General features: G+C 73.1%; 21 protein-coding genes and 1 riboswitch. Of the genes, 7 read left to right on the top strand and 14 right to left on the bottom strand.

Annotated features, from left to right (window positions below; translation table 11 throughout):
- The first annotated feature begins 61 nt into the window (after positions 1 to 61).
- Entirely contained in the window at positions 62 to 1,792 is a 1,731-nt protein-coding gene (locus EDD33_RS16645) for a sulfatase family protein (RefSeq protein WP_148077119.1), read from the top strand.
- Positions 1,793 to 1,823: 31 nt separating this feature from the next.
- Here the strand turns inward: EDD33_RS16645 and EDD33_RS16640 are convergent, their stop codons facing one another.
- From EDD33_RS16640 to EDD33_RS16595, 10 genes are all read right to left on the bottom strand, one after another.
- Positions 1,824 to 3,356: a mannitol dehydrogenase family protein gene (locus tag EDD33_RS16640; RefSeq protein ID WP_246003564.1), complete on the bottom strand. Its 1,533-nt coding sequence runs from the start codon at positions 3,354 to 3,356 to the stop codon at positions 1,824 to 1,826.
- Entirely contained in the window at positions 3,353 to 4,273 is a 921-nt protein-coding gene (locus tag EDD33_RS16635) for a carbohydrate ABC transporter permease (protein ID WP_123392119.1), read from the bottom strand. Before EDD33_RS16635 ends, EDD33_RS16640 begins: the two co-directional genes overlap by 4 nt.
- The gene (locus EDD33_RS16630; protein WP_123392118.1) at positions 4,270 to 5,274 is read right to left on the bottom strand and encodes a carbohydrate ABC transporter permease; all 1,005 of its coding nucleotides are present in this window, start codon (positions 5,272 to 5,274) and stop codon (positions 4,270 to 4,272) included. Before EDD33_RS16630 ends, EDD33_RS16635 begins: the two co-directional genes overlap by 4 nt.
- Positions 5,271 to 6,629, bottom strand: a complete 1,359-nt coding sequence (locus tag EDD33_RS16625) for an ABC transporter substrate-binding protein (RefSeq protein WP_123392117.1) — start codon at positions 6,627 to 6,629, stop codon at positions 5,271 to 5,273. The genes EDD33_RS16630 and EDD33_RS16625 overlap by 4 nt, the downstream gene beginning before the upstream one ends.
- A 116-nt stretch (positions 6,630 to 6,745) precedes the next feature.
- Positions 6,746 to 7,519: a DeoR/GlpR family DNA-binding transcription regulator gene (locus tag EDD33_RS16620; RefSeq protein ID WP_123392115.1), complete on the bottom strand. Its 774-nt coding sequence runs from the start codon at positions 7,517 to 7,519 to the stop codon at positions 6,746 to 6,748.
- Positions 7,520 to 7,793: 274 nt separating this feature from the next.
- Positions 7,794 to 8,645: a pyridoxal kinase PdxY gene (gene pdxY / locus EDD33_RS16615; protein WP_123392114.1), complete on the bottom strand. Its 852-nt coding sequence runs from the start codon at positions 8,643 to 8,645 to the stop codon at positions 7,794 to 7,796.
- Between the two features lie 60 nt (positions 8,646 to 8,705).
- On the bottom strand, positions 8,706 to 9,398 hold the full coding sequence (locus EDD33_RS16610) for a uracil-DNA glycosylase (protein WP_123393583.1): 693 nt from the start codon (positions 9,396 to 9,398) through the stop codon (positions 8,706 to 8,708).
- A 119-nt stretch (positions 9,399 to 9,517) separates the two neighbouring features.
- Positions 9,518 to 10,351 (bottom strand): alpha/beta fold hydrolase, encoded by an 834-nt coding sequence (locus EDD33_RS16605; RefSeq protein ID WP_211332574.1) that lies wholly within the window; start codon positions 10,349 to 10,351, stop codon positions 9,518 to 9,520.
- A gap of 68 nt (positions 10,352 to 10,419) precedes the next feature.
- Positions 10,420 to 11,919: a pyridoxal phosphate-dependent decarboxylase family protein gene (locus EDD33_RS16600; RefSeq protein WP_246003563.1), complete on the bottom strand. Its 1,500-nt coding sequence runs from the start codon at positions 11,917 to 11,919 to the stop codon at positions 10,420 to 10,422.
- On the bottom strand, positions 11,916 to 13,247 hold the full coding sequence (locus EDD33_RS16595; RefSeq protein ID WP_123392113.1) for an MFS transporter: 1,332 nt from the start codon (positions 13,245 to 13,247) through the stop codon (positions 11,916 to 11,918). Before EDD33_RS16595 ends, EDD33_RS16600 begins: the two co-directional genes overlap by 4 nt.
- Positions 13,248 to 13,287: 40 nt before the next feature.
- Between EDD33_RS16595 and EDD33_RS16590 the strand changes: the two genes are divergently transcribed.
- A complete protein-coding gene (locus tag EDD33_RS16590) occupies positions 13,288 to 14,028 on the top strand; it encodes a potassium channel family protein (protein WP_123392112.1) in 741 nt (246 codons plus the stop codon).
- Between the two features lie 16 nt (positions 14,029 to 14,044).
- Here EDD33_RS16590 and EDD33_RS16585 read toward each other — a convergent pair whose 3' ends face one another.
- A complete protein-coding gene (locus tag EDD33_RS16585; protein WP_170169854.1) occupies positions 14,045 to 14,905 on the bottom strand; it encodes an SGNH/GDSL hydrolase family protein in 861 nt (286 codons plus the stop codon).
- Positions 14,906 to 14,913: 8 nt separating this feature from the next.
- Positions 14,914 to 16,185 (bottom strand): alpha/beta fold hydrolase, encoded by a 1,272-nt coding sequence (locus EDD33_RS16580; RefSeq protein ID WP_123392110.1) that lies wholly within the window; start codon positions 16,183 to 16,185, stop codon positions 14,914 to 14,916.
- A 47-nt stretch (positions 16,186 to 16,232) separates the two neighbouring features.
- Here EDD33_RS16580 and EDD33_RS16575 point away from each other — a divergent pair, with 47 nt between their 5' ends.
- On the top strand, positions 16,233 to 17,828 hold the full coding sequence (locus EDD33_RS16575) for an FMN-binding glutamate synthase family protein (RefSeq protein WP_123392108.1): 1,596 nt from the start codon (positions 16,233 to 16,235) through the stop codon (positions 17,826 to 17,828).
- Positions 17,829 to 18,115: 287 nt separating this feature from the next.
- On the opposite strand, the gene EDD33_RS16570 is transcribed toward EDD33_RS16575, so the two are convergent.
- Both EDD33_RS16570 and EDD33_RS16565 read right to left on the bottom strand, forming a co-directional pair.
- Positions 18,116 to 19,573, bottom strand: a complete 1,458-nt coding sequence (locus tag EDD33_RS16570) for an alpha,alpha-trehalose-phosphate synthase (UDP-forming) (RefSeq protein WP_211332573.1) — start codon at positions 19,571 to 19,573, stop codon at positions 18,116 to 18,118.
- Positions 19,574 to 19,617: 44 nt separating this feature from the next.
- The gene (locus EDD33_RS16565; RefSeq protein ID WP_123392107.1) at positions 19,618 to 20,631 is read right to left on the bottom strand and encodes a Gfo/Idh/MocA family protein; all 1,014 of its coding nucleotides are present in this window, start codon (positions 20,629 to 20,631) and stop codon (positions 19,618 to 19,620) included.
- Positions 20,632 to 20,757: 126 nt separating this feature from the next.
- Here EDD33_RS16565 and EDD33_RS16560 point away from each other — a divergent pair, with 126 nt between their 5' ends.
- The 4 genes from EDD33_RS16560 to thrC all read left to right on the top strand — a co-directional run bounded on the left by EDD33_RS16560 (position 20,758) and on the right by thrC (position 24,073).
- Positions 20,758 to 21,066: a DUF3263 domain-containing protein gene (locus EDD33_RS16560; RefSeq protein WP_123392106.1), complete on the top strand. Its 309-nt coding sequence runs from the start codon at positions 20,758 to 20,760 to the stop codon at positions 21,064 to 21,066.
- On the top strand, positions 21,063 to 21,611 hold the full coding sequence (locus EDD33_RS16555) for a LytR C-terminal domain-containing protein (protein WP_246003562.1): 549 nt from the start codon (positions 21,063 to 21,065) through the stop codon (positions 21,609 to 21,611). The genes EDD33_RS16560 and EDD33_RS16555 overlap by 4 nt, the downstream gene beginning before the upstream one ends.
- Positions 21,612 to 21,658: 47 nt before the next feature.
- Positions 21,659 to 22,504, top strand: coding sequence for a trehalose-phosphatase (otsB, locus tag EDD33_RS16550; RefSeq protein WP_123392105.1), 846 nt, complete (start codon positions 21,659 to 21,661; stop codon positions 22,502 to 22,504).
- 98 nt (positions 22,505 to 22,602) lie between these two features.
- Positions 22,603 to 22,743: riboswitch (SAM riboswitch) on the top strand.
- 94 nt (positions 22,744 to 22,837) lie between these two features.
- Positions 22,838 to 24,073, top strand: a complete 1,236-nt coding sequence (gene thrC, locus EDD33_RS16545; RefSeq protein WP_123393574.1) for a threonine synthase — start codon at positions 22,838 to 22,840, stop codon at positions 24,071 to 24,073.
- Positions 24,074 to 24,110: the final 37 nt, after the last annotated feature.

Raw genomic sequence — 24,110 nt, 5'->3', positions numbered from 1 at the left:
TTTGTTGCCCGGTCCCGACTCGGAGGTAGGCCCAGTGGTGCGTCGTACGACGGTGGTGACGGTGGTGGCACTCGCCCTGGTGGGCGGGGCGTGCACCGCCCCGGCGTACGTCGGCGCGCGGGACGCGGGCAGGGACGTCGCCGGGGTCGTCGCCCCGTCGGCCCCGCCCGCCTCGCCCTCGGCCTCGACGCCCGCGCGGGCCGCCTCGGCGCCGGCCCGGCGCCCCAACGTGATGGTCATCGAGACCGACGACATGCGGGTGGACGACCTGCGCTTCATGCCCCGCACGCGGCGGCTGGTCGGCGACCGCGGGCTGAGCTTCGAGAACTCCTTCGCACCCAACCCGCTGTGCTGCCCCTCGCGGGCGAGCTTCCTCACCGGTCGCTACAGCCACCACCACCGCGTGCTCACGCACGAGCAGCCGTTCGGCTTCGCGGCCTTCGACGACCGCCGGACGCTGGCGACGGCGCTGCAGGGGGCGGGCTACCGCACCGCGCTGCTGGGCAAGTACCTCAACGGCTACGGCCAGCAGCGGCTGCGGCGTCCCGCCGCGAAGGCCGGGCAGTCCTCGCTGCGCTACGTGCCGCCGGGGTGGAGCCACTGGGCGGCCGGGTCCGACCACCTCTGGGCGGCGGGGGAGCAGCTCCGCGGGGGCACCTACGACTACTTCAGCCTGGTGCAGAACATCGACGGGCGGATCGTGGGCTCCCCGGGCCGCTACTCCACCGACGTGCTGGGCGCCCAGACCCGGGCGCTGACCGACCGCTGGCGCACCGGGAAGCCGTGGTTCGTCTGGTGGAACCCGGTCGCGCCGCACCACGGGACCCCGCGAGAGCCCGACGACCCGGCCCCGTCGCTGCGTGATGACGACACGCTCGTGAACTGGCTGACCCCGGCGAGACCGGAGTGGGTCAAGGGCCGCTTCGACCGTCGCATCACCCACGGGTCGGGGGTGCCGCGCGCCGGGTCCCCGGAGGCGGTGGTGGGCGACAAGCCGCGGTACCTGCGGCGGCTGCCCGAGCTCAACCGCGTCGAGCAGCGGGCACTGACCCGGCTGACGCGACAGCGCGCGGAGTCGCTCTACGCCCTCGACGTCCAGGTCGGGCGCACCCTGCAGCGGCTGCGCCGCACCGGCCAGCTCGCCCGCACCGTCGTGGTCTTCACCTCCGACAACGGCTTCTACCTCGGCGAGCACCGCAAGCGGCAGGGCAAGGTCAACGCCCACGAGCCGTCGCTGCGCGTCCCGTTGCTGGTCGCCGGGCCCGGCGTACCCCGGGGGAAGCGGTTCGACCCGGCCACCACGGTCGACCTCGGACCGACCATCGCGTCGTGGGCGGGGACGCGGCTGCCCGGCGCCGACGGCACCGACCTGCGGCCGACCATCACCGGCGGCGACCGCGGCTGGACCCGGCCGGTCGTCACCGAGGGCGTGATGCCGGAGACGGCCTACACCGACGTCCGGCGCCGGTGGCGGGGCGAGAGCGCCGCGGTGCGCGCGTCGGCGCTCAACACCCGGGGCCTGCGGCTGGGCCGGTGGAAGCTGACGCGCTACGCGACCGGTGAGGCCGAGCTCTACGACCTCGCGACCGACCCGCTCGAGCTCACCAACCTCGCCCGCGACCCCGCCCACGCCGCCGTGCTGCGGGACCTGGTGGCGCTGCACCGGCAGTACCTCGACTGCGCCGGCGCCGCCTGCCGCGCCCCCGTCCCCGCGCCGTACGCCGTCGGCGCCCGTCGCAACCGCCTGGTCACGCAGCTCCAGGCGTCGGCGGTGCGGGACTACCACCGCTGAGACGCCTCGGACGTACGCCGCCCGCCGGCGCCTACGCCCGGTCCGCCTGCCAGCGCTCGAGGGTCGCCCGGGCCCCGTGCTCGTGCAGCGAGGCCAGGGCCTCGAGGTAGGGCTCGGTGAAGCGCGGCTGGTCTGCCAGGTCGTCGAACAGGTCACGGTCCTCCAGGAAGGCCAGCGGCTCCTCGCCCTGCCGCGAGGCCCGCTCCATGACGGCGTCCTTGCGCCGGTCGACGACCTCGATCGCCTCGCCCTGCTCGTCGACGCCCTCGGCGTAGCGGGCCCAGGCGGCGACGACGAGGGCGGAGCGACGGACCTCCCCGTCGTGGGCGAGGTTGTGGGCGATGACCGGCACCAGCCAGGTCGGGATCCGGTCGGAGCTCTCGGCGGCGAGCCGGGCGAGGGTGTCGCGGATCTCGGGGTTGGCGAACCGCTCCACGAGCTGGTGGCGGTAGGCGTCGAGGTCGACACCCGGCACCGGCTCGAGCGTGGGGGAGCCCTCGCGCTCCATGTAGTCGAGCAGGAAGCCGGCGAAGAGCTCGTCCTGGCAGACCTCGTGGGCGTAGCGGTGTCCGGCGAGGTAGCCGAGGTAGCACAGCGCCTGGTGGCTGGCGTTGAGCAGCCGCAGCTTCATCAGCTCGTAGGGCTGCACGTCCTCGACGACCTGGACGCCCGCCTCCTCCCACGCCGGTCGGCCCTGGGCGAACCGGTCCTCCAGCGCCCACTGGGTGAAGTCCTCGCAGACCACGGGCCAGCCGTCGACCAGCCCGGTGTCGCGCCGCAGCTCCTCGCGGTCGTCGTCGGTGGTGACCGGGGTGATCCGGTCGACCATGCAGCTGGGGAAGTCGACGTGCTCCCCGATCCACGCGCCGAGCTCGGCGTCGCGACGGGTGGCGAAGGCGGTGACCATCCGCTGGGCGACGTGGCCGTTGCCCTGGATGTTGTCGCAGGACATCACCGTGAACGGCGCCGTCCCGGCCGTACGCCGCCGCGCGAGCGCCTCGGTCAGGAACCCGAAGGTGGTGACCGGTGGCGCGTCGCCGCGCAGGTCGGCCTGGATGCCCTCGTCGCGGTCGTCGAAGTCCCCGGTGACCGGGTTGACGTGGTAGCCGCCCTCGGTGACGGTCAGCGACACGATGCGGGTCGCCGGGTCGGTCATCCGCTCCAGCACCGCCTCGGGGTCGGCGGGGGCGTGCAGGTAGTCGACCATCGAGCCGACCACGCGCCGGTCGCGGCTGCCGTCGGCGTGCTTGACCACGAGCGTGTAGAGGCCCTGCTGCTCGGTGAGCACCTCGGCCATCCGGGCGTCCTGGGGGAGCACCCCGACCCCGGTGATGCCCCACTCCTCGGAGCCGGGGACGCCCTGCTCGAGCAGCCGGTCGACGTACATCGCCTGGTGGGCGCGGTGGAAGCCGCCCACCCCGAGGTGGACGATGCCGGTCCGCACCCGCGACCGGTCGTAGCCGGGCACCGAGATCGACGGGTCGAGCCCGCCCAGGGTGTCGGGGTGCAGCCGGGTGCCGGTGTCGTGCCCGCTGTCGTGGGTGGTGTGGTGGGTGGTGCTCACTTGACCGCCCCCAGCGACAGGCCGCGCACGAGCTTGTCCTGGGCCGCGAAGCCGGCGATGAGCACCGGCAGCGAGACCAGGGTGGCGGCGGCGCACAGCTTGGCCAGGAACAGGCCCTGGCTGGAGATGAAGCCGACCAGGAAGATCGGCGCCGTCGCCGCGGTGGTGGAGGTCAGGTTGACCGCGAACATGAACTCGTTCCAGCTGAAGATGAAGCAGATCAGGCTGGTGGCGGCCAGGCCGGGGGCGGCGATGGGCGCCACCACCGAGACCATCGTGCGCAGGAACCCCGCGCCGTCCATCCGTGCCGCCTCGAGGATCTCGACCGGCACCTCGGCCAGGAACGAGCGCATCATCCACACCGCGATCGGCAGGTTCATCGAGGTGTAGAGCACGACCAGGGTGATGACGTTGTCGAGCATCCCGGTGTTCTGCACGATCAGGTAGATCGGCAGCAGCGCGGCGATCGGCGGCAGGAACTTGGTGGAGAGGAAGAAGAACATGACGTCCGTCCACTTCTCCACGGGCCGGATGCTCAGGGCGTACGCCGCGGGCACGGCCAGCAGCAGCACCAGCAGCGTCGAGAGGATGCTCGCCGTGGCCGAGTTGATGAGGTACGGCGTGACGTTGCGGTCGAACAGCGCGGTGTAGTTCTCCAGCGTGAGCGGCGCGAGGATCGACGGCGGGTTGGTCGCCGCGTCCGCCTCGATGTGCAGCGAGGTCAGCACCATCCACGCCACGGGCGCGAAGAACAGCAGCGTCACCACCCAGGCGCTGATCGTCCAGCCGATGCCGGCGGGGGCGGAGGTGTCCTCCTTGGCCTTGCGGCGCCGGCGACGCTGCGCCGCCGGCAGCGCCCGGGCGTCCTCGCCCGAGGCCTCGTCGGCGTCCTGCGGGTTCTCCAGGGTCTGGCTCATCGGGACATCTCCTCCTCGCTGAACAGCGACGAGATGGTCCGCAGCGCGAAGGTGGCGACGACGATCGTGCCGACCACCACCACGACGCCGGCCGCGGCGGCCTCGCCGTACTCGAACTTGCGGAACATCGTCAGGTAGATCTCGTAGGGCAGGTTGGTCGTCGCCGACCCGGGCCCGCCCTGGGTGATGGTGTAGATCGCGTCGAAGGTCTGCACGACGTAGACCGAGCCGAGCAGCACCGACAGCTCGATGTAGCGACGCAGGTGCGGCAGGGTGATGTGGCGGAAGATCTGCCAGCTGCTGGCGCGGTCGATGCGGGCCGCCTCCAGGACGTCACCGGGCTGCGACTGCAGCCCCGCGAGCAGGATCAGCATCATGAACGGGGTCCACTGCCACACCAGGGCCGCGACCACCGCCGGCATCGGCGTGGTGGAGATGTAGTCGACGATCGGCCCCTCCTCGGCGCCGAACAGCTGCCAGATCGCGTTGAGGGTGCCGTTGAACAGGCCGTAGTCGGGGTTGTAGAGCGCGTGCTTCCACAGCAGCGCCGAGGCCACCGGCATCACCAGGAAGGGCGCGATCAGCAGGGTGCGGCACACGCCCCGGCCGGGGAACTTCTTGTCGAGCAGCACCGCGATGCCCAGCCCGACCAGCAGGCTGATGACGACCACCGAGGCGGTGAGCACGACGGTGTTGAGCACCGCGTTGCGCAGCCGCGAGTCGGTGAAGACGGTGGCGAAGTTGGAGAGCCCGGCGAAGGACTCGTAGACCCCGAGGCCCAGGAAGCTCTTGGTGCCCGGTCGCTGGATGTTCCAGTTCAGGAACGAGACCGCGATCGTGATCAGGAACGGGATCTGCGTGACGATGATCGTGAAGACCAGCGCCGGCAGCAGCGGTCCGCGCCGCGACCACCGCTCCTTGGAGGAGCGCCTGGAGGGGGGCGGCCCCCCCGCCGCGGCGTCGGACGCCGCGGCGGGGCGGTCGGTGGTGGTCGTGCTCACTGGTAGTCCTTGGCCACGTCCTCGGCCAGCTCCTGGCCGTTGGCGAGGGCTTCCTCGACGGTGCCGCGACCGGCGATGGCGGCGGCGATGTCCTGGGAGACCTTGGTGCCGAGGTCCTGGAACTCCGGGATGGCGACGAACTGGACGCCGACGGTGGGTCGGGCCTGCACGCCGGGGTCGGTCGGGTTGGCGTTCTCGATCGACTCCAGGGTCTGGGGACCGAACGCGGCGGCGGCCTTCTCGTACTCCGGGATCTCGTAGGTCGACTCACGCTTGCCCGCCGGGACCCGGGCCCAGCCCAGCTCCTTGCCGACCAGCTGCTCGTAGTCCTTCGAGGACGCCCAGGTCATGAACTGCGCGGCCGCGTCGGCCTTCTTGGTGGTCTCGGGCATCGCCCAGGCCCACGCCCAGAGCCAGCCGGCGGACTCGGTCTCCTTGACCGGCGCCGCGGCGTAGCCGACCTTGCCGGCGACCTTGCTGACGGCGGGGTCCTCGAGCGAGCCGGCGGCCGACGTGGCGTCGTACCACATGGCGACCTTGCCCTGGCTCATCGCGTTGAGGCACTCGGTGAAGCCGGCCTGCGCCGCTCCGGGCTCGCCGTGGGCCTTGACGAGGTCGACGTAGAAGTTGACCGCGTCGGTGAACTCGGGGCTGTCGACCTCGGGCTGCCAGTCCTCGGTGAACCAGGTGCCGCCGAAGGTGTTGACCACGGTGGTGAGCGGCGCGAACATCTCGCCCCAGCCGGGGAGGCCGCGCAGGCAGATGCCCTTCATGCCGGGCTCGGCGCCGTCGACCTGGGCCGCGGCCTTGGCGACCTGGTCCCAGGTGGGCTTGGCGGGCATGTCGATGCCCTCGCGCTCGAGGATGTCCTTGCGGTACATCAGGAACGACGACTCGCCGTAGAACGGCATCGCGTAGAGCTTGTCGTCGGTGCCGCTGAGCGACTCCACGATGGGGTCGATCAGGTCGTCCTTGTCGTAGTCGCCGGCGTCGGCGTACTCGTCGAGGGGCTTGAGCCAGCCGTTCTCGCTCCAGATCGGCACCTCGTAGGCGCCGATGGTGGCCACGTCGTACTGCCCGGACTTGGTGGCGATGTCCTGGGTCACCTTGTCGCGCAGCTCGTTCTCGGGAAGGATCGTGTAGTTGACCTCGATGCCGGTGTCCTTGGTGAAGTTGTCCTTGGTCAGCTTCTCGATGTCGACCATCTGCGGGTTGCCGACCATCAGGACGTTGATGGACTTCGCGTCGCCGCTGCTGCTGCCACCGCCTGCGCCGGCACCGCAGCCGGCGAGGACGAGGCTCAGCGCGGCCGTGGCGGCGACGGCGAGGCTGCGGGTGCTGGACCGTGTGAGCACGGGTTCTCCTTCGGGGTGCGTCGGCCGGACCGGGTGGCCCGCGCCTGCGGATGGGACGGTGTGTTCGGTGGTGGGATCGAGCTTCCCGGGCGGCGGCGCCGACCGGGACCGGGCGGCTAGGCCCGGACGACGTGGGGGCCCATCGCGCCGAAGCGGTGGGCGTCGGCGACGCTGACGCCGGTGTCGGTGACCAGCGCCTCGAAGTCGGGGATGTCGGCGAAGCGGCAGAAGCTGGAGACGTTGAACTTGGTGTGCACGCCGACGAAGATCCGGCGCCGCGCGCTGGCGACCACCTGGGCCTTGACGGCCGCCACCGCCGGGTCGGGCGTGGTGAGGCCGTGGTCGCGCGAGATGCCGTTGGCGCCGAGGTAGGCCAGGTCGATGACCAGCTCGCGCAGCATCCGGGTCGCCCAGTGGTCGACGGTGGCCATGGTCCGGCCGCGCAGGCGACCGCCGAGCAGCATCACCGTCACCTGCGGCACGTGGGCGAGCGCGCCGGCGGCGAGCAGCGAGGAGGTGACCACGGTCAGCTTGGCGTCCGGGCGCAGCGACGCCGCGATGGCCTCGGCGACCAGCTGCGGGGTGACGCCCTCGTCGACGTAGACCGACTCGGCGCCCTCGAGACGGGCGGCGGCCGCGACGGCGATGCGGCGCTTCTCGGCGACCTGGGAGTGGCTGCGCTGCTCCACGTCGCTCTCGTAGCCGACCCCCTCGACGGGGTGGGCGCCGCCGTGGACGCGCTGCAGCATGCCGCGCTCGACCAGCTGCCGCAGGTCGCGGCGTACGGTCTCGGGCGCGACGCGGAGGTCGTCCGCGAGCCGGGCGACCTCGACCCGGCCGTCGTGCCGGGCCAGGGCCAGGATGCGCCGCTGCCGCTCGTCGGCCTCCATCGCTGCACCTCCGTCCCGAGCCGGCCCGTCACCGCCGATGTGTGACCCCCGTCACCCGGGGACGGGCTCAGTGTGGACCATGCCGGACCGGGGGAGTGAGCCCGGGTGTGGGCCTCTAGGCGCCCGAGTCGTGCCCGGGTGGGCGCACGGATCGGGCAGTGCGTCCGGTTTGGAGCGTGCCAATGCGCCCGGGTCCGCGCCGTACGACGGACGAGGCTGCCCGGATGGCGCCCGACCGGGCACACCCGTGCCCGCCCAGGTGGGCAGGGCCACCTCAGCGCAGCCGGGTCGCTCCGAAGCGGGTCGGGGGGTCGGCGATGACGTCCTGGGCGGCGACGAGCTGGATCTCGCGGGTGCCGGACGCGATGGTCTCCTCCAGGATGCCGAAGACCGTGGAGGTGACCCGCTGCAGCGCGGTCGCGGCGTCGCCGGTGCGCAGCAGGTGGGCCAGGAACACCGCGGCCGTGACGTCGCCGCAGCCGTTGGGGCTGATCGGGAGCAGCGGGGTGCGCACCGACCACGCGCCGACGTCGGAGACCGCCACCACGTCGACGTGGCCCGCGGGCGTCTCCTCGGTGAGCACGCTGGTCACCAGCACGGTGCGCGGTCCCCGGTCGCGGACGTCGTCGACCGCGGCCAGCAGCTCGGCGGTGGTGCGGGTGGTGGTGCCGGCGAGGAAGTCGAGCTCGAAGTGGTTGGGCGTGATCACGTCGGCCGCCGGCACCACCCGGTCGCGCATCAGCTCGGGGATGCCCGGCCGCACGAACATGCCGCGCCCGACGTCGCCCATCACCGGGTCGCAGCAGTAGACCGCGTCGGGGTTGAGCGCCTTGGCGCGGGCGACGGTCTCGAGGACCACGTCGCCGACCTCCTCGCCGCCCTGGTAGCCGCTGAGCACGGCCGCGACCCGGGCGAGCGCACCCCGCTCCTCGACGCCTCGGACGACCTCCCGCAGGTCGTCGGCCGACAGCAGCGGGCCGCGCCACTCGCCGTACCCGGTGTGGTTGGAGAAGTGGACGGTGTTGACCGCCCACGCCTCGATGCCGAGCCGCTGGAGCGGGAAGACCGCCGCGCTGTTGCCGACGTGCCCGAAGGCGACCGAGGACTGGATGGTCAGGAGCTCCATGGGGGTCAGTCTGGCGCACGGGGTGGGGCTGGCCGGCGAGGTCTCACCTGCGGGCTGCGGTCACGGCAGCCGCCAGTCCACCGGCTCCCCGCCCTGGTCCGTCAGCAGGCTGTTGACGCGGCTGAAGGGCTTGGACCCGAAGAAGCCCTTGTACGCCGCCAGCGGGCTGGGGTGCACCGACTCCACCCAGGGAACCGGGCCCAGCTCGCCCTTGAGCGACTGGGCGTTGCTGCCCCACAGGATCGCTGCCAGGGGTACGCCGGACCCCGCCCGCTGCGCCAGCACGCGGATCGCCTGGTCGGTGACGGGTTCCCAGCCCCGACCCCGGTGCGAGTTGGCGTCGCGGGGCGTGACCGTCAGGCACCGGTTGAGCAGCATCACCCCGGCGTCCGCCCACGGGGTGAGGTCGCCCGACGTCGGCGCCGCCACGCCGAGGTCGTCGACGAGCTCGCGGAAGACGTTGACCAGGCTCTTGGGCGGCGCCACCCCGGGGGCGACCGAGAAGCTCAGGCCCACCGGGTGGCCCGGGGTGGGGTAGGGGTCCTGCCCGACGAGGAGCACCTTGACCGAGGCGAGCGGCCGCTGGAACGCCCGGAGCACGTGGTCGCCGGCGGGGAGGTAGCCCCGCCCGGCGGCGACCTCCTCGCGCAGGAACGTGCCCATCCGGGCGATCTGGTCGTCGACCGGGGCCAGGGCCTCGGCCCAGTCGGCGGCGACGAGTCCGCGGTCGACGAGTCCGGCGAGAGCGCTCATGCCGACCACCCTAGGGAGCGGGTCCGGACAAGGGTCGGGGCCGGTGCACTGAGGACTCTCCCAAGGGTTCCTCAGGGCACCGGCCCCGGCTCGGGCCTGGCGGAGGCCCGAGGTCGGTGTCAGCCGGGGCTGCTGCTGTCGAGGAAGGCCAGCAGCGCCCGGTTGAACTCCTCGGCGTGGCTGACGTTCAGACCGTGCGGGCCGTCCTGGACCACGACCAGCTCGGCGCCGTTGACGATCTCGGCGGTGCGCTTGCCCGAGACCTCGAACGGCACGGTGCCGTCGCCGTCGCCGTGGATGACCAGCGTCGGCACGGTGACCTTCTCCAGGTCGGCGCGGAAGTCGGTGGTGCCGAAGGCGTGGATGCACTCCACCAGGCCCTGGTCGCCGGCCCGGGCCGCGAGGGCGAGCGCCTCCTGGCGCTGCTCCTCGGTGACCTTGAGCTCGCCGCCGGCCGAGAAGAAGGCGGTCGTGAAGCCGTCGAGGAAGCCCTCGCGGTCGTCGCGGGCGCCCTGCTGCATGCCCTCGACGTCGTCCTGGCCCAGGCCGCCCTCGGGGTTGTCGTCGGTCTTGAGCAGGTAGGGCGGGACGGCGGCGGCGAACACCGCGGCGCGCACCCGGTCCTGGCCGTGGGTGCCGATGTAGCGGGCGATCTCGCCACCGCCCATCGAGAAGCCGACGAGGGCCACGTCGCGCAGGTCGAGCTCCTCCAGGAGCCCGGCGAGGTCGGCGGCGAAGGTGTCGTAGTCGTAGCCCGAGCCGGGCTTGTCGGAGTCGCCGAAGCCACGGCGGTCGTAGGTGATGACGCGGTGGCCGGCCGCGGTGAGGGCGGGCACCTGCTCGGACCAGGAGGCGCCGCTGAGGGGCCAGCCGTGGATGAGGACGACCGGGCGCCCGTCACCCCCGGTGTCCTCGACGTGCAGGGAGATGCCGTTGGCGGTCACGTCGGGCACGGGGTGTCACCTCTCGGAGTGCGGGGATCCTGCTTGACGACCGGGCTCGTACCCCCCGCGCACGCTCCCTAACGCGGCGGGTGCACGGGTGTGCTCGCGACCGCCCGCACCGGCTGCTGCAGGCGCTCCAGGAACCGGCCGAGCAGCGCCTCGCGCAGGGCGGGCGAGGCGAGGTCGAGCAGCGCGTTGACCTCGGCCATCGACTCCGGCAGGTCGCCACCGGCGGCGGCGTCCATCCCGGCCGCGGCGAGCAGCCCGTCGAAGTCGTCGTCGCTCAGCGCCGCGGGGTCCAGGGCGCGGACCAGGTCGGCGACCCCGGGGTCGACCGCCACCGCCCCGGCACGCCGTGCTGCGAGGACCGCGTCGGCGAGGTCGGTCAGGAGCTCCTCCACGTGGGGCGCCGTGGCGGCGCTGGGGGACAGGTGGAGCGTCGGCGGCATCGCGTCGTAGGACAGCTGCGGCTGCACCAGCCACCCCGCCCGGGTCATCGCGTCGGTCAGCGTGAACACGTCGCAGCTGCCGTCGGTGCCGAGCGCCACCAGGGAGGCGTCGGGGGAGGCCACGACGTGCAGCCCCTCGATCGCGCCGATGCCCTCCGCCAGTCGGTCGACCGCCCCGAGCAGGGTGCGCGTCAGGTCCAGGTAGCCCGCGTCGCCGACCTGCCGCACCACCGCCCACGCCCCGGCGAGCGGACCGCCCGAGCGGGTGGACTGCATCGTGGAGTTGAGCATCGTGTAGCCCGGCCAGCGGGCCGAGGTGAAGTACTGCGGCCGGCGCAGCGCCGCGTCGCGGTGCAGCAGCACCGAGGTGCCCTTGGGTGCGTAGGCGTACTTGTGCAGGTCGACCGAGATGCTGGTGACGCCGGGCACCGCGAAGGTCCACGGTGGCACGTCGCGGCCCAGCCGGGCGGCGTACGGCAGCACCCAGCCACCGATGCAGGCGTCGACGTGGCAGCGCACCCCGCGGGCCGCCGCGGCCGCAGCGATCCGCCCGACGGGGTCCACCACGCCGTGGGCGTACGACGGGGCGCTGGCCACCACGAGCACGGTGCGGTCGTCGATCGCGGCGGCCGTGGCCGCGGGCCGGGCCCGGAAGTCCGCCCCGACGGCGACCGTGACCACCTCGACGCCGAAGTAGTGCGCCGCCTTGTGGAAGGCCGGGTGGGCCGTCGAGGGCAGCACCATCCGCGGCCGGTCGACGTCGGGCCGGGAGTCGCGGGCGCCCTGCACGGCGAGCAGCACCGACTCGGTGCCGCCGGAGGTGACGGTGCCGACCGTGCCCTCCGGTGCGTCCAGGAGGTCGCAGGTGAAGCCGACCAGCTCGTTCTCCATCGCCAGCAGGCTGGGGAACGCGGTCGGGTCGAGCCCGTTGGAGCCGGCGTACGCCGCGACGGCCTCGCGCCCGACCCGGTCGACCTCCTCCAGCCCGGAGTCGTAGACGTAGGCCAGGGTGCGGCCGCCGGTCACCGGCACGTCGCCCGCCTGCATCGCGCGGAGCCGGGCGAGCACGTCGCCGGGGCCGTCCTGCTCGGCGGCGTGGTCGTCGTGGTTGTTGCGGTCGTGGGTCACCGTTCCACCTCCGTGGCGTCGAGGGAGTAGCCCCGCAGCGGGAGCAGGCTGAGCAGCACCAGCGCCGCCGGGACCACCGAGAAGCCGAGCGTGATCGCGAGCACCGCCGACCCGGGCTGGGTCTGCGTCATCCAGTCGGCCGGCTGGTCGGTGGAGACGTAGCCGCCGAGGGCGAGCAGGGCGGCGTACAGCGCGGGCCCCAGGGCCAGCCCGAGGGTCTCCCCGGCGGTCCAGACGCCGGTGTAGACACCGGCGCGGTTCTCGCCGGTGCGGACGGCGTCGACGGCCACGGCGTCGGGCAGCATCGCCAGCGGGAACACCTGGATCCCGGCGTAGCCGACGCCGACCAGCGCCGTCGCGGCGTACACCAGGGCGACGGGGACGTGCCCGGCGGTGGTGAGCAGCAGCGCCGCCACCACGAGCACGAGCGAGGCGGCGACGTAGCCGCGGCGCTTGCCCACGCGGCGGCCGACCGCGCTCCACACCGGCGTCAGCAGCAGCGCGGGGCCGACGAAGCACACGAACAGCAGCGTCGCGGCCGAGCGGTCGACCAGCACCCAGCGCGAGACGTAGGCGACCCCTGCGAGCATCGCGCCCACGGCCAGCGCCTGCACCACGAAGGTGGCCAGCAGCAGCCGGAAGTCGCGTGCCGCCGCGACCACGCGCAGCTGGTCGCGCAGGCTGCCCGTCCCGGGGGCCACGGTGCCGACCGGGGCGCCGCGTGTGCCGAGGTAGGCGCCGACGACGCCGAGGACCAGCAGCGCCGCGACCACGAGCCCCATGACGCGGTAGCCGGTGCGGCCCTCGAAGGCGTCGCGCACGGCGGGCGCCGAGGCCCCGCTCACCATGATGGCGAGCGCGAGGATCGCCACCCGCCAGGTCATCAACCGGGTGCGCTCGTCGTAGGACGACGTCATCTCCGCCGGCATCGCGACGTAGGGCACCTGGAAGAAGGCGTACGCCGTCGCGCAGGCCACGAACGTCACCAGCACCCACGCGGCGTCGAAGGCCCGCGAGCCCAGGTCGGGCCCGGCGAAGACCAGCGCGAACGTCACCGCCAGGGCGAGCCCGGCCCGCAGCAGCCACGGCCGGCGCGGTCCGCGCGGGTCGTCGGTGCGGTCGGTGACCCGGCCCGCGACCGGGTTGAGCACGACGTCCCAGGCCTTGGGCAGGAACACGATCAGCCCGGCCACCGCCGCCGCGATCCCGAGGGTGTCGGTGAGGTAGGGCAGCAGCACCAGCCCGGGGACGGTGCCGAACGTGCCGGTGGCCACCGACCCGAGGCCGTAGCCGACGCGGGTGCGGGTCGACAGCACGTCGGTCGGCATGGCGGCAACCTAGTGGACGCGACAGTGGAACACTGCGTGCATGCGACGTCCGTCCGAGGAGGGGTGGGACCGGCGGGTCCAGTGGCCCCTCGTGGTGGTCTCGCTGCTCTTCGTGGCGGCGTACGCCTGGCCGATCCTCGACCCGACCCTCCCGCTCGCCCTGCGCCGCACCCTGGCGACGGTCGTCACCCTGACCTGGGTCGTGCTGACCGGCGAGTTCGTGGTGCGGCTGCTGCTCGCACGCGACCGGTGGCGCTTCCTGCGCGACCACCCGCTCGACCTCGCCGCCGCCCTGCTGCCGGTGTTCCGGCCGCTGCGGCTGCTGCGCCTGCTCTCGCTGCTGACGTTGCTGGACCGGGTCGGGCGCGGGTCGCTGCGCGGTCGCGTCGGGCTCTACGTCGGAGCCTCGGTGACCCTGATCGTGTTCACCGGGTCGCTGGCCGTCCTCGACGCCGAGCGCGGCTCCTCGGGGCCGATCCAGACCTACGGCGACGCGCTGTGGTGGTCGGTGGAGACGATCACGACCGTCGGCTACGGCGACATGTATCCCGTGACCGTCACCGGCCGGGTGGTGGCGGGCCTGCTGATGCTCGCCGGCATCGGCGTGCTGGGCACCGTGACCGCCGGCATCGCCTCGTGGCTGGTGGAGCGGGTGGAGGACCTCGGTGAGCAGGAGGACCTCGAGCAGGGCACCGCGCCGGCCACGGCCACCGACGTGCAGGCGCTGCGCGAGGAGGTACGCCGGCTGCGCGAGGAGCTCGCCGCCCGGCCGTCGCCCTAGAGCCTGTCGCGACCCCTCAGGACCGTGGCGGCGGGCGCCGGAGCCGTTCCTCGAGCAGGTCGGCGAGCGCGTCCTGGCCGGCGCGCAGCGGGTGCAGGGCGGCGGCGACGCGACCGTCGCCGACGCGGCCCTGGATCCACGGGCTGCGCGAGCAGATGTCGTGGCCCTGCGAGGCGGTGTAGAAGTCGGCGTACTCGATCCCGGTCTGCTCGGCCGCGGCCGCCATCTCCTCGACCAGCCGCTTGTTGACGTCGCGGAAGGTGGCGCGGTCCTGGGGGCGCATCCGCGGCAGCCGGCGGCAGTCGCCCCGGGCCGGGAGCAGCCGGGGGTAGCCCACGAGCACCACCCGCGCCCGGGGCGCGCGCCGCTCCACCTCGCCGATGGTGGACACCAGGGCGGGGCGCAGCCGGTCGAGGATGCGGGCGAAGAGCGCGCGCTGGTCGTCGAGCGGGCACACGGTGGTCAGCCGGCGGCAGACCGTCGCCAGCCGGGCGTAGAGCCGGTAGTTGTTGGCGCCGATCCCGATCGTGACGAGGTCGGTCTCCGGCGTCAGCGCCTCCATCTGGGGCGGCACGCGGGAGCCGCGGGCGGTGCGCTGGCTGCCGACGAGGTCGAGGGTGCGGGCTCCGCTGCAGGAGCGGTCGACGTGCTCGCGCACCCCCAGCGACCGGGCCAGCCGCGAGGGGTAGTTGTTGCTCGAGCGGAAGCACCCGTAGGCGATGTCGTTGACCGGCACGTAGGGAGCCGCGGTGAAGGAGTCGCCCAGCGAGACGTAGCGGGTGTACGTCGGCTCGGGCTCGTCGGCCGACCCCAGGCTGCCCAGCGACAGCAGCACCAGCACCGTCAGCACCGCGGCGACCAGGCGCCGTGCCGTCACCCGGCTGGTCAGGGCTTGCGACCCAGGTTGCGCGAGGAGGCCGAGGCGAACCGGCGGTCGGGGTTGGAGCCGATCGCGGACCGGTCGGGGGCGACCGGGTCCGTACGCCGCTCCGCCGCCGGGGCGCCGGTGCCGGGCTCGGCCGACCCCGCGGTGGCGACCCGCTTGCGGGGCTTGCGCCTCGCGCGGGCCTTGGACCGGGTGGCGCGGTCGTCGGGGGTGGAGTACTGCTCGAGCCACTCGTCGAGGACCACCCAGGTGGTGGTGCGTGCGGCGCGGCCGGTGAGCATGCCGAGGTGGCCGCCGGGCACGATCTCGAAGCGCACCTCGTGGGCCTTGGTCAGCAGGCCGACCAGGGCACGCACCGCGTTGATCGGCGCGATGCCGTCGGTGTTGCCGGCGAAGACGAGCACGGGGGCGGTCACGTCGGCTACGTCGACGTCGCGGCCGGAGACCTCGACCTTGCCGGTGAGCAGCTGGTTGTCCTTGAGCATCCGGTGGTAGAGCTGCCCGAAGCTGCGGCCGGGGTAGGCGATCATGTTGCGGGTGAAGCGGTCCACCGCCTCGATCTGCGCCAGCCACTCGGTGTCGTCGAGGTGCTGCAGGGTGGCCAGCGGCTTGGTGATCAGCTTGGTGCCCGAGGACAGCTGGAAGGCCCGACGCACGAGCGGGCGCGGCGCACCGCCGAGCAGCCGGTAGAGCTGGGTCACGACGCCGCCGTCGGTGAGCCTGAGGATCGGGCGCAGCGGCGCCACGAGCGGCACCTTCTCGACGTCGAAGGGCGAGCCGAGCACGGTCAGCGAGGCGATCGGCAGGTCGGGCCGGTCGGCGGCGACGAGGGTGGCGAAGATGCCGCCGAGGCTCCAGCCCACGAGGTGGACCGGGCGGCCGCCGGCGTGCTCGGAGACCGCCTTGACCGCCTCGGGGATGACCTCCTCGACCCAGTGCTCGATCCCCAGGCCGCGGTTCTTGAACGAGATCTGGCCGTACTCCACGAGGTAGGTCGGGCGGCCCTGCTGGACGAGGTGCTCCACCAGGGAGCAGCCGCGGCGCAGGTCGAAGCAGATCGCGGGCGCGGCCAGCGGGGTCACGAGCAGCACCGGGTCGCCGGTCTCGCGCGTGGTCTTGTGGGGCCGGTAGTGGTAGACCTCGCGCAGCGGGCCGTCGTCGATCAGCGTGCGGGGCATCGGGCGGAGGTCGGCCAGCCCGCCGTACAGCAGCTTGTGCGCGACGTTGCTGGCCGCGGACGCGACCTGGTCCGGCTTGGGGATCAGATCCATTACCGGAGAGTACCGACGTGGCGGCCTCCGGGGTGTAGGCATGGTCCATGAAGCTCTCGCACCTGCTCGGGGGAGCCGGGGTGGCCCTGGGCGCCGTCGCCGCTCGCGACCTCACCCAGACCCGTCACGCCCTGCTGCGCAACTTCCCGGTCGTGGCCCACGCCCGCTACCTGCTGGAACGCGTCGGGCCCGAGCTGCGCCAGTACATCGTCACGAGCAACGACGAGGAGCGGCCGTTCAGCCGCGACCAGCGCGCCTGGGTCTACGCCTCGGCCAAGCAGGAGAACAACTACTCCGGCTTCGGCACCGACAACGACGTCGAGCACCTGCCCGGGTACGCCGTGCTCAAGCACCGCACCTTCCCGACCTCGCTGCCCCGCGACCACGCCTCGGCGGGCCTGCCCTCGGCGAAGGTGATGGGCGGTCCGCGCGGCCGCCGGCACGCCTTCCGGCCCGCCTCGGTCGTCAACATCTCCGGCATGTCCTACGGCTCGCTGTCGGGACCCGCGATCACCGCCCTCAACCGCGGGGCCCAGGAGGCGGGCTGCCTGCACAACACCGGCGAGGGCGGCCTCTCGCCCTACCACCAGCAGGGCGGCGACCTGGTGCTGCAGATCGGGACGTCCTACTTCGGCTGCCGCACGCCCGAGGGTGCGTTCTCCCTGGAGAGGCTGAGGGAGGTGGTCGAGGCCAACCCGGTGCGGGCGCTGGAGATCAAGCTCTCCCAGGGGGCCAAGCCCGGCCTGGGCGGCCTGCTGCCGGCCGGCAAGGTGAGCCGGGAGATCTCCGAGATCCGCGGCATCCCGATGGGCCGCGACTGCGCCAGCCCGGCGCGCCACACCGCCTTCACCGACACCGACAGCCTGCTCGACTTCGTGGAGCTGCTCGGCACGGAGACCGGGCTGCCGGTCGGGGTGAAGTCGGCGGTCGGCGAGCTCGGCTTCTGGCACGACCTGGTGCGGCTGATGGGGCCCGGGACCCGCGGCGTCGACTTCGTGACCGTCGACGGCGGCGAGGGCGGCACCGGCGCCTCGCCACGCGTGTTCGCCGACTCGATCGCGCTGCCGTTCCGGCTGGGCTTCGCCCGCGTCTACGGCGCCTTCGCCGAGGCCGGCCTGACCGACCGCGTCACCTTCGTCGGCTCGGGCAAGCTCGGGCTCACCGACAACGCCACCGTCGCCTTCGCCCTGGGTGCCGACATGGTCAACGCCGGCCGGGAGGCGATGCTCTCGATCGGCTGCATCCAGGCGCAGAAGTGCCACACCGACCACTGCCCGACCGGCGTCGCCACGCAGAACGCCTGGCTGACCCGCGGCCTGGAGCCGGTCAGCAAGGGCGAGCGCTGCGCGCAGTACCTCCGCACGCTGCGCTCGGAGCTGGTCAAGGTCACCGAGTCGATCGGCGTCGCCCACCCCGGCCTGATCACCCCGGACGACGTCGAGGTGCTCTGCGGCGACTACGAGGCCCGCTCGCTGCGCGAGGTCTACGGGTACGCCGCCGGCTGGGGCGAGCTCGGCCCGTCGCTGCAGTCGGAGCTGCTCGACCTCGTCGCCGCGGCCCCCGGCAGCGCCGAGCCCCGGTCCGCCGAGGCGGGCGCGGGCGAGCGCGACCTGGGCCCGGAGCGGGTGACGTCCCCCAGCTGAGCCGGCGGGGGCGGGGTGGGGTGGCGGCGGTGTCGGTGTCGGCGTCCCATGTAACGCGGGGTTACTGCTTGTGAACAAGGCTTAGGACGGGCAGTCGGCAGCAACAGCACCGCACCAGATGGGTACGCCGGCCGGCCGGCCCCCTCGGCGTACGAGCCTCGACGGGGTGGTCGCCCGAGCCGCCCCACCATGTAACGCGGTGTTCGTCCAGGCGTACACCCGTTCCCAGGGTTGTTCACATGCCATAACCCCGCGTTACATGCCGCGCGCCCCGTCCCCCGGCGGACCTACGACTCGTGCGGCGGGCGGGTCTGCTTGTCGTGGGCGTCGCGGTCGAGGGCGAGCGAGTCCAGGAAGGTCGAGGCCCAGTGGGCCACGTCGTTCTCCGTGACCGTCTTGCGCATCGCCCGCATCCGCTTGGAGAGCTCCTTGGGCTCGGCGCGGTGGGCCTGCATCATCGTGGCCTTCATGCCGTTGATGTCGTAGGGGTTGACCAGGTAGGCCTGGCGCAGCTCGTCGGCGGCGCCGGCGAACTCCGAGAGCACCAGGGCGCCGTCCTCGTGGAAGCGGCAGGCGACGTACTCCTTGGCGACGAGGTTCATGCCGTCGCGGAACGGCGTCACGACCATGACGTCGGCGGCGCGGTAGAGCGCGGCCATCTCCTCGCGGGGGAAGGAGGAGTGGAGGTAGGAGATCGCGGGCCTGCCGATGCGGCCCAGGTCGCCGTTGATGCGTCCCACCAGGCGGTCGATGTCGTCGCGGAGGCGGCGGTACTGGTCGACGCGCTCGCGCGAGGGGGTGGCGACCTGCACGAAGACGGCGTCCTCGACGTCGAGCTCGCCGTCGGCGATCAGCTCGCTGAAGGCGCGCAGCCGGGCGTAGATGCCCTTGGTGTAGTCGAGCCGGTCGATGCCGAGGAACACCGTCGAGGGGTTGCCCAGCTCGCGCCGGATCTCGGCGGCACGGGTCTCGACCGGCTCGGAGCGCGCCAGCTCCTCGAAGCCCTCGGTGTCGATCGAGATGGGGAAGGCGCGGGCGCGCACCACGCGGCCGTCGGGCAGGTAGACGGTGTCGCGGTGCGTCTTGTGCCCGACCCGCTGGCGCACCAGCCGCACGAAGTTCTGCGCGGCCCCGGACAGCTGGAAGCCGACGAGGTCGGCGCCGAGCAGGCCCTCGAGCACCTGGCGGCGCCAGGGCAGCTGGGAGAACAGCTCGGCCGGCGGGAACGGGATGTGGAGGTAGAAGCCGATCCGCAGGTCGGGGCGCAGCTCGCGGAGCATCTGGGGCACCAGCTGCAGCTGGTAGTCCTGCACCCACACCGTGGCGCCCTCGGCGGCGTTGGCGGCGGCGGCGTCGGCGAAGCGCTGGTTGACCGTGACGTAGGAGTCCCACCACTCGCGGCGGAAGGACGGCTTGGCCACGAGGTCGTGGTAGAGCGGCCACAGGGTGTCGTTGGAGAAGCCCTCGTAGAACTCGGCGTACTCCTGGTCCGACAGGGCGACGGGGACCAGCGCGATGCCGTCGTTCTCGAACGGCTCGACCTCGGTGCCGGTGTCGCCGGGCCAGCCGATCCAGGCGCCCTCGTTCTTGCGCATCACCGGCGCCAGCGCCGAGACCAGCCCGCCGGGGGAGGCGCGCCACTCGGTGCTGCCGTCGTCGTTGACGACCCGGTCGACGGGCAGCCGGTTGGCCACGACGAGCAGGTCGGCGGCCACGGTCGTCGAGGTGCTGCTGGGCTCACTCACGCCGGTGACAGTACCCGCGGCGGGCGGGCGCGATCAGGGGTCGATCAGCCGTCGTAGGAGACCCCGACCTGGGCCAGCAGGTCGTCCATCTGCCGCGCGAGCGAGACCGTCCGCGCGGGCGGGGCCAGCTCGCTGGTCAGCGCCCCGGCGCGCAGGCAGCGGTGCACCTCGACGACCTCGTTGCCGTAGCCGCGCCCGATCACCGGCTCCTCGCCCTCCAGCCAGGTCGACGTCCCCGCCTTCCCGTCGTACGCCGTCCACAGCACCCGCGTGGGGGAGTGGAAGTCGTGCTCGAGGTCGAAGCGGCCCGTGGTCGTGGCGACCGAGGCGGTGCGCGGGGAGTTGACGGACATCGACGCGGTCAGCGCCGCGGTGGCGCCGCCTGCGTAGCGGCCCGCGATCGCGACGTCGAGGTCGACGCCCCGGTCGGAGAGGCCGGCCACGCCCACCAGCTGCTCGGGCTCGCCGAGGACGAGGTGGGCGAAGGTGAGCGGGTAGATGCCCATGTCGAGCAGGGCGCCGCCGCCCAGGGACGGGTCGAGCAGGCGGTCCGAGGGGTCGCGGTCGACGACGAAGCCGAGGTCGGCGTGGACCTGGCGGGCGACGCCGTGCTCGCCCGGGGCCTCGGGGGTGCCCAGCAGCGAGGTGATCCGACGCACCACCGGGTTGCAGGCCATCCACATCGCCTCCATCAGGAACAGCCCGCGCTCCGCGGCGGCGTCGACGAGCCGCTGGGTGGCAGCGGCGTCCAGCGTCATCGGCTTCTCGCACAGCACCGCCTTGCCGGCGTCGAGCGCGAGCATCGTGTGCTCCTCGTGCAGGGTGTGCGGCGAGGCGACGTAGACGACGTCGACCTCGGGGTCGGCGACGAGCTCGGCGTAGCTGCCGTGGGCGCGGCCGCCGTGCTGGGCGGCGAACGCCTCGGCCCGCTCCAGCGAGCGGGAGCCGCTGGCCACCAGGCGCGCGTCCGGGACCTGGGTGAGGTCGCGGACGAAGTTGTGGGCGATCCGCCCCGGGGCGAGCACGCCCCAGCCGATGGTCGTCGAGGTGGTGTCCATGGCTGCACGGTAGCCACCGCGGGTCGAATGACACGGCTGTGATTCCTCGCCTATGCTGGGCGCGCCAGCCGCCGTACCCGCACCACCGCCCGCTCACGTCCGGGCCCGACCGAGGAGAGATCCACGATGGTCGCCAGCCACGCGCACAGCAGCCCCGATCCCCGGGTCGACGAGGCCACCGGCGTCAGCGAGCGCGACGCCGCGATGCTGGACTTCGAGCGGCAGTGGTGGAAGTACGCCGGCGCCAAGGAGCAGGCGGTCCGCGAGAAGTTCGACATGTCCTCGACCCGCTACTACCAGGTGCTCAACGCCCTCATCGACCGTCCCGAGGCGCTGGCCCACGACCCCCTGCTCGTACGCCGTCTCCGCCGGCTGCGGGCCACCCGCCAGCGGCAGCGCTCCGCGCGCCGCCTCGGCTTCGAGATCCCGGAGTGAGCGTGTCCCCCTCCCCGCTGCGACCCCTGAACCCGCTCTCGCTGCGCGCCCGTGACGAGCGCGGCGTCGTGCTCTCCACGCGGCTGCTGGCGCTGAGCATCTCCGCGGTCGCCATGGCCGGCCTGGTGTTCCTGGCCAACGACCCCGACGAGGCGGGCCGCCCCGAGCAGGTCACCCCCGCGGTCACCGAGCCCAGCCCCACCCCGTCGGCCAGCCCCACCCCGTCGTCGACCCCGACCGCGAAGCCGACCAAGAAGGTGCAGCCGGTCAAGCCTGCCGAGACCTACGTCGTGGTCTACAACAACACCCGCACCACCGGTCTCGCCGGCACCGTCGCGGGCCGCGCCAAGGCCGCCGGGTGGAACGTCGTCGGGTCCGACAACTGGTACGGCACCGTCGACGGCACCACCGTCTACTTCCCGCCGCGGCTCAAGGCGGCCGGCAAGGCGCTGGGCCGCGACCTCGGCATCACCTCGGTCAAGCCGGCCGAGGAGCCGATGCAGTTCGACCGCCTCACCGTGATCCTCACCGACGACTACTCCTGACCTCGGACCCGGTGGCCGCCGCCGTGGCGGGCTGGGAGCATGGAGCCATGGAGTTCACGTCGGTCGACGGTGAGCGGCACTACGCCGCAGTGGTGCGCGCGGCCGACGACCTCGTCGTCGGCCTCGACTTCGACGGCACCCTGGCGCCGATCGTCGACGACCCCGAGAGCGCGCACATCCACCCCGACGCCCCCGAGGTGCTCGTCGACCTCGCCGAGCAGGTGCGCGCCGTCGCCGTCGTGACGGGACGTCCCGCCCGGCAGGCGCTGGCGCTGGGCGGCCTGGAGGAGGTCGGCAACGAGGTCGGGGAGCACGGGCGCGAGCTGTTCGTGCTGGGGCAGTACGGCAACGAGCGCTGGACCTCGGTGGAGCGCCGGGTCATCTCGCCCGCCCCGCCCCGCGGCCTGGCCACCCTCACCAGCGAGCTGCCGCGGCTGCTGCGACGGGCCGACGCGAGCGAGGCGTGGATCGAGGAGAAGGGGCTCGCCGTCGCGGTGCACACCCGACGGCTCGAGGACCCGGAGGCGGCGTACGACCGGCTGCTGCCGCTGCTCACCGACGCCGCCCGTGCCCACGACCTCGACGTCGAGCCCGGCAAGCAGGTGATCGAGGTGCGCGCCCACGGGATGCACAAGGGTGCCGCCGTACGCCGCCTCGTCGAGCAGCTCGAGGCCCGCGCCGTCGTCTTCGGTGGTGACGACCTCGGTGACGTGGAGGCGTTCAAGGCCGTCGAGGAGCTCCGCGGTCAGGGCCTGCCCGGCCTGCTGGTCTGCTCGGCCTCCGCCGAGGACAACCCGCTGGCCGACCTCGCGGACGTGGTCGTCGAGGGGCCCGGCGGGGTGCTCGACCTGCTCCGCCAGCTGACGCGGGACATCCGGGCCGGTCGGGTCTGAGGCGCGCGTCCCGCCTCCCGTCCCGAGGAGTGGGACGCCCGTCCCACATGTCGGGACGGATGTGGGGGGTGGGGGACCCGCCTCCTAGGCTGGCGCACAGCTCATCGAGAGGGGCAGAGGGACACGGCCCGCTGAAGCCCCGGCAACCGCCGCACGATCCTCCCGGACCCGTTCCGGACTGGTGCGGAAGTGGTGCTACATCCGTCCCGCGCCGAGATCCGGTCCGGGGAAGATGAGAAGGAGGCCTCCTTGAGCATCGCCACCCAGCACGGCGCCCAGTCCGAGCCCGACGCGTCCAGCCCCGCGGGCGACGACGTCGCCACCGGCACCGACCTGCGCGAGGGCGCCTTCGGCAACGCCACGGGCCTGGTCTGTCGCGAGTGCGGCCACGAGATCGCCCTGGGCCCGCACTACGCGTGTCCGGAGTGCTTCGGCCCCCTCGAGATCGCCTACGCCTTCCCCGAGGTCACCCGCGAGCAGATCGAGGCCGGCCCCCGCAACATCTGGCGCTACAAGGCGCTGCTCCCGGTGCCCGACGACATCGAGCAGAGCCCCAACATGGAGCCCGGCTTCACCCGGCTGCTCAAGGCCCACAACCTCGGTGCCGCGCTCGGCATCGACAACCTGTGGGTCAAGGACGACTCGACCAACCCGACGAACTCCTTCAAGGACCGTGTCGTGGCCTGCGCCCTGAGCGCCGCCGTGGAGTTCCACAGCAAGGTCTTCGCCTGCCCCTCGACCGGCAACCTGGCCAACGCCGTGGCCGCCGCCGGCGCCCGCGCCGGGATCCGCACCGTGGTCTTCATCCCCAGCAACCTCGAGAAGCCCAAGCAGGTCAACTCGGCCGTCTACACCGACTCGCTGGTCGCCGTGAACGGCAACTACGACGACGTCAACCGGCTCGCCTCGGAGATCGCCGGCGAGGAGGAGGGCTGGGCGTTCGTCAACGTCAACGTCCGCCCGTTCTACGCCGAGGGCTCCAAGACCCTGGGCTACGAGATCGCCGAGCAGCTCGGCTGGCGGCTGCCCGACCAGATCGTGATCCCGGTCGCCTCCGGCTCGCAGCTGACCAAGGTGCACAAGGCCTTCCAGGAGCTGATCACCCTCGGCCTGGTCGAGGACAAGCCCTACCGCGTCTTCGGCGCCCAGGCGACCGGCTGCTCGCCGGTCTCGGTCGCCTACAAGGCCGGCGTCGACGCCATCCGTCCGGTCAAGCCCGACACCATCGCCAAGAGCCTGGCCATCGGCAACCCGGCCGACGGCATCTACGTGCTCGACATCTGCCGCCAGACCGGCGGTGCCGTCGAGGACGTCAGCGACGAGGAGGTCCGCGAGGGCATCCTGCTGCTGGCCCGCAACGAGGGCATCTTCACCGAGACCGCGGGCGGCACCACCGTCGCGGTGCTGCGGAAGCTGGTGGAGTCCGGCCAGCTCGACACCACCCTCGACACCGTCGTGATCAACACCGGCATGGGCCTGAAGACCCTCGACGCGGTCTCCGACCGGGTGGGCGCCGCGGCGACCATCGAGCCGTCGTACGCCGCGTTCACCGGCTCCGGCGTCGTCTGAGCCACCCCAACCCCCGTCCCACCCGCCGACCCCCGCC

Origin of the sequence: Nocardioides aurantiacus (assembly GCF_003752505.1) — a bacterium.
Taxonomy (GTDB): Bacteria; Actinomycetota; Actinomycetes; order Propionibacteriales; family Nocardioidaceae; genus Marmoricola; species Marmoricola aurantiacus.
The sequence above is the reverse complement of the archived record's forward strand: the minus strand, read 5'-3'. Positions and strand labels throughout refer to the sequence as shown.

What these genes read in the sequence shown, in the direction of transcription:
- EDD33_RS16635 (WP_123392119.1), bottom strand. Translation starts at nt 4,273, where the DNA reads ATGAGCCAGACCCTGGAGAACCCGCAGGACGCCGACGAGGCCTCGGGC.
- EDD33_RS16620 (WP_123392115.1), bottom strand. Translation starts at nt 7,519, where the DNA reads ATGGAGGCCGACGAGCGGCAGCGGCGCATCCTGGCCCTGGCCCGGCAC.
- pdxY (WP_123392114.1), bottom strand. Translation starts at nt 8,645, where the DNA reads ATGGAGCTCCTGACCATCCAGTCCTCGGTCGCCTTCGGGCACGTCGGC.
- EDD33_RS16610 (WP_123393583.1), bottom strand. Translation starts at nt 9,398, where the DNA reads ATGAGCGCTCTCGCCGGACTCGTCGACCGCGGACTCGTCGCCGCCGAC.
- EDD33_RS16595 (WP_123392113.1), bottom strand. Translation starts at nt 13,247, where the DNA reads ATGCCGACCGACGTGCTGTCGACCCGCACCCGCGTCGGCTACGGCCTC.
- EDD33_RS16590 (WP_123392112.1), top strand. Translation starts at nt 13,288, where the DNA reads ATGCGACGTCCGTCCGAGGAGGGGTGGGACCGGCGGGTCCAGTGGCCC.
- EDD33_RS16580 (WP_123392110.1), bottom strand. Translation starts at nt 16,185, where the DNA reads ATGGATCTGATCCCCAAGCCGGACCAGGTCGCGTCCGCGGCCAGCAAC.
- EDD33_RS16575 (WP_123392108.1), top strand. Translation starts at nt 16,233, where the DNA reads ATGAAGCTCTCGCACCTGCTCGGGGGAGCCGGGGTGGCCCTGGGCGCC.
- EDD33_RS16565 (WP_123392107.1), bottom strand. Translation starts at nt 20,631, where the DNA reads ATGGACACCACCTCGACGACCATCGGCTGGGGCGTGCTCGCCCCGGGG.
- EDD33_RS16560 (WP_123392106.1), top strand. Translation starts at nt 20,758, where the DNA reads ATGGTCGCCAGCCACGCGCACAGCAGCCCCGATCCCCGGGTCGACGAG.
- otsB (WP_123392105.1), top strand. Translation starts at nt 21,659, where the DNA reads ATGGAGTTCACGTCGGTCGACGGTGAGCGGCACTACGCCGCAGTGGTG.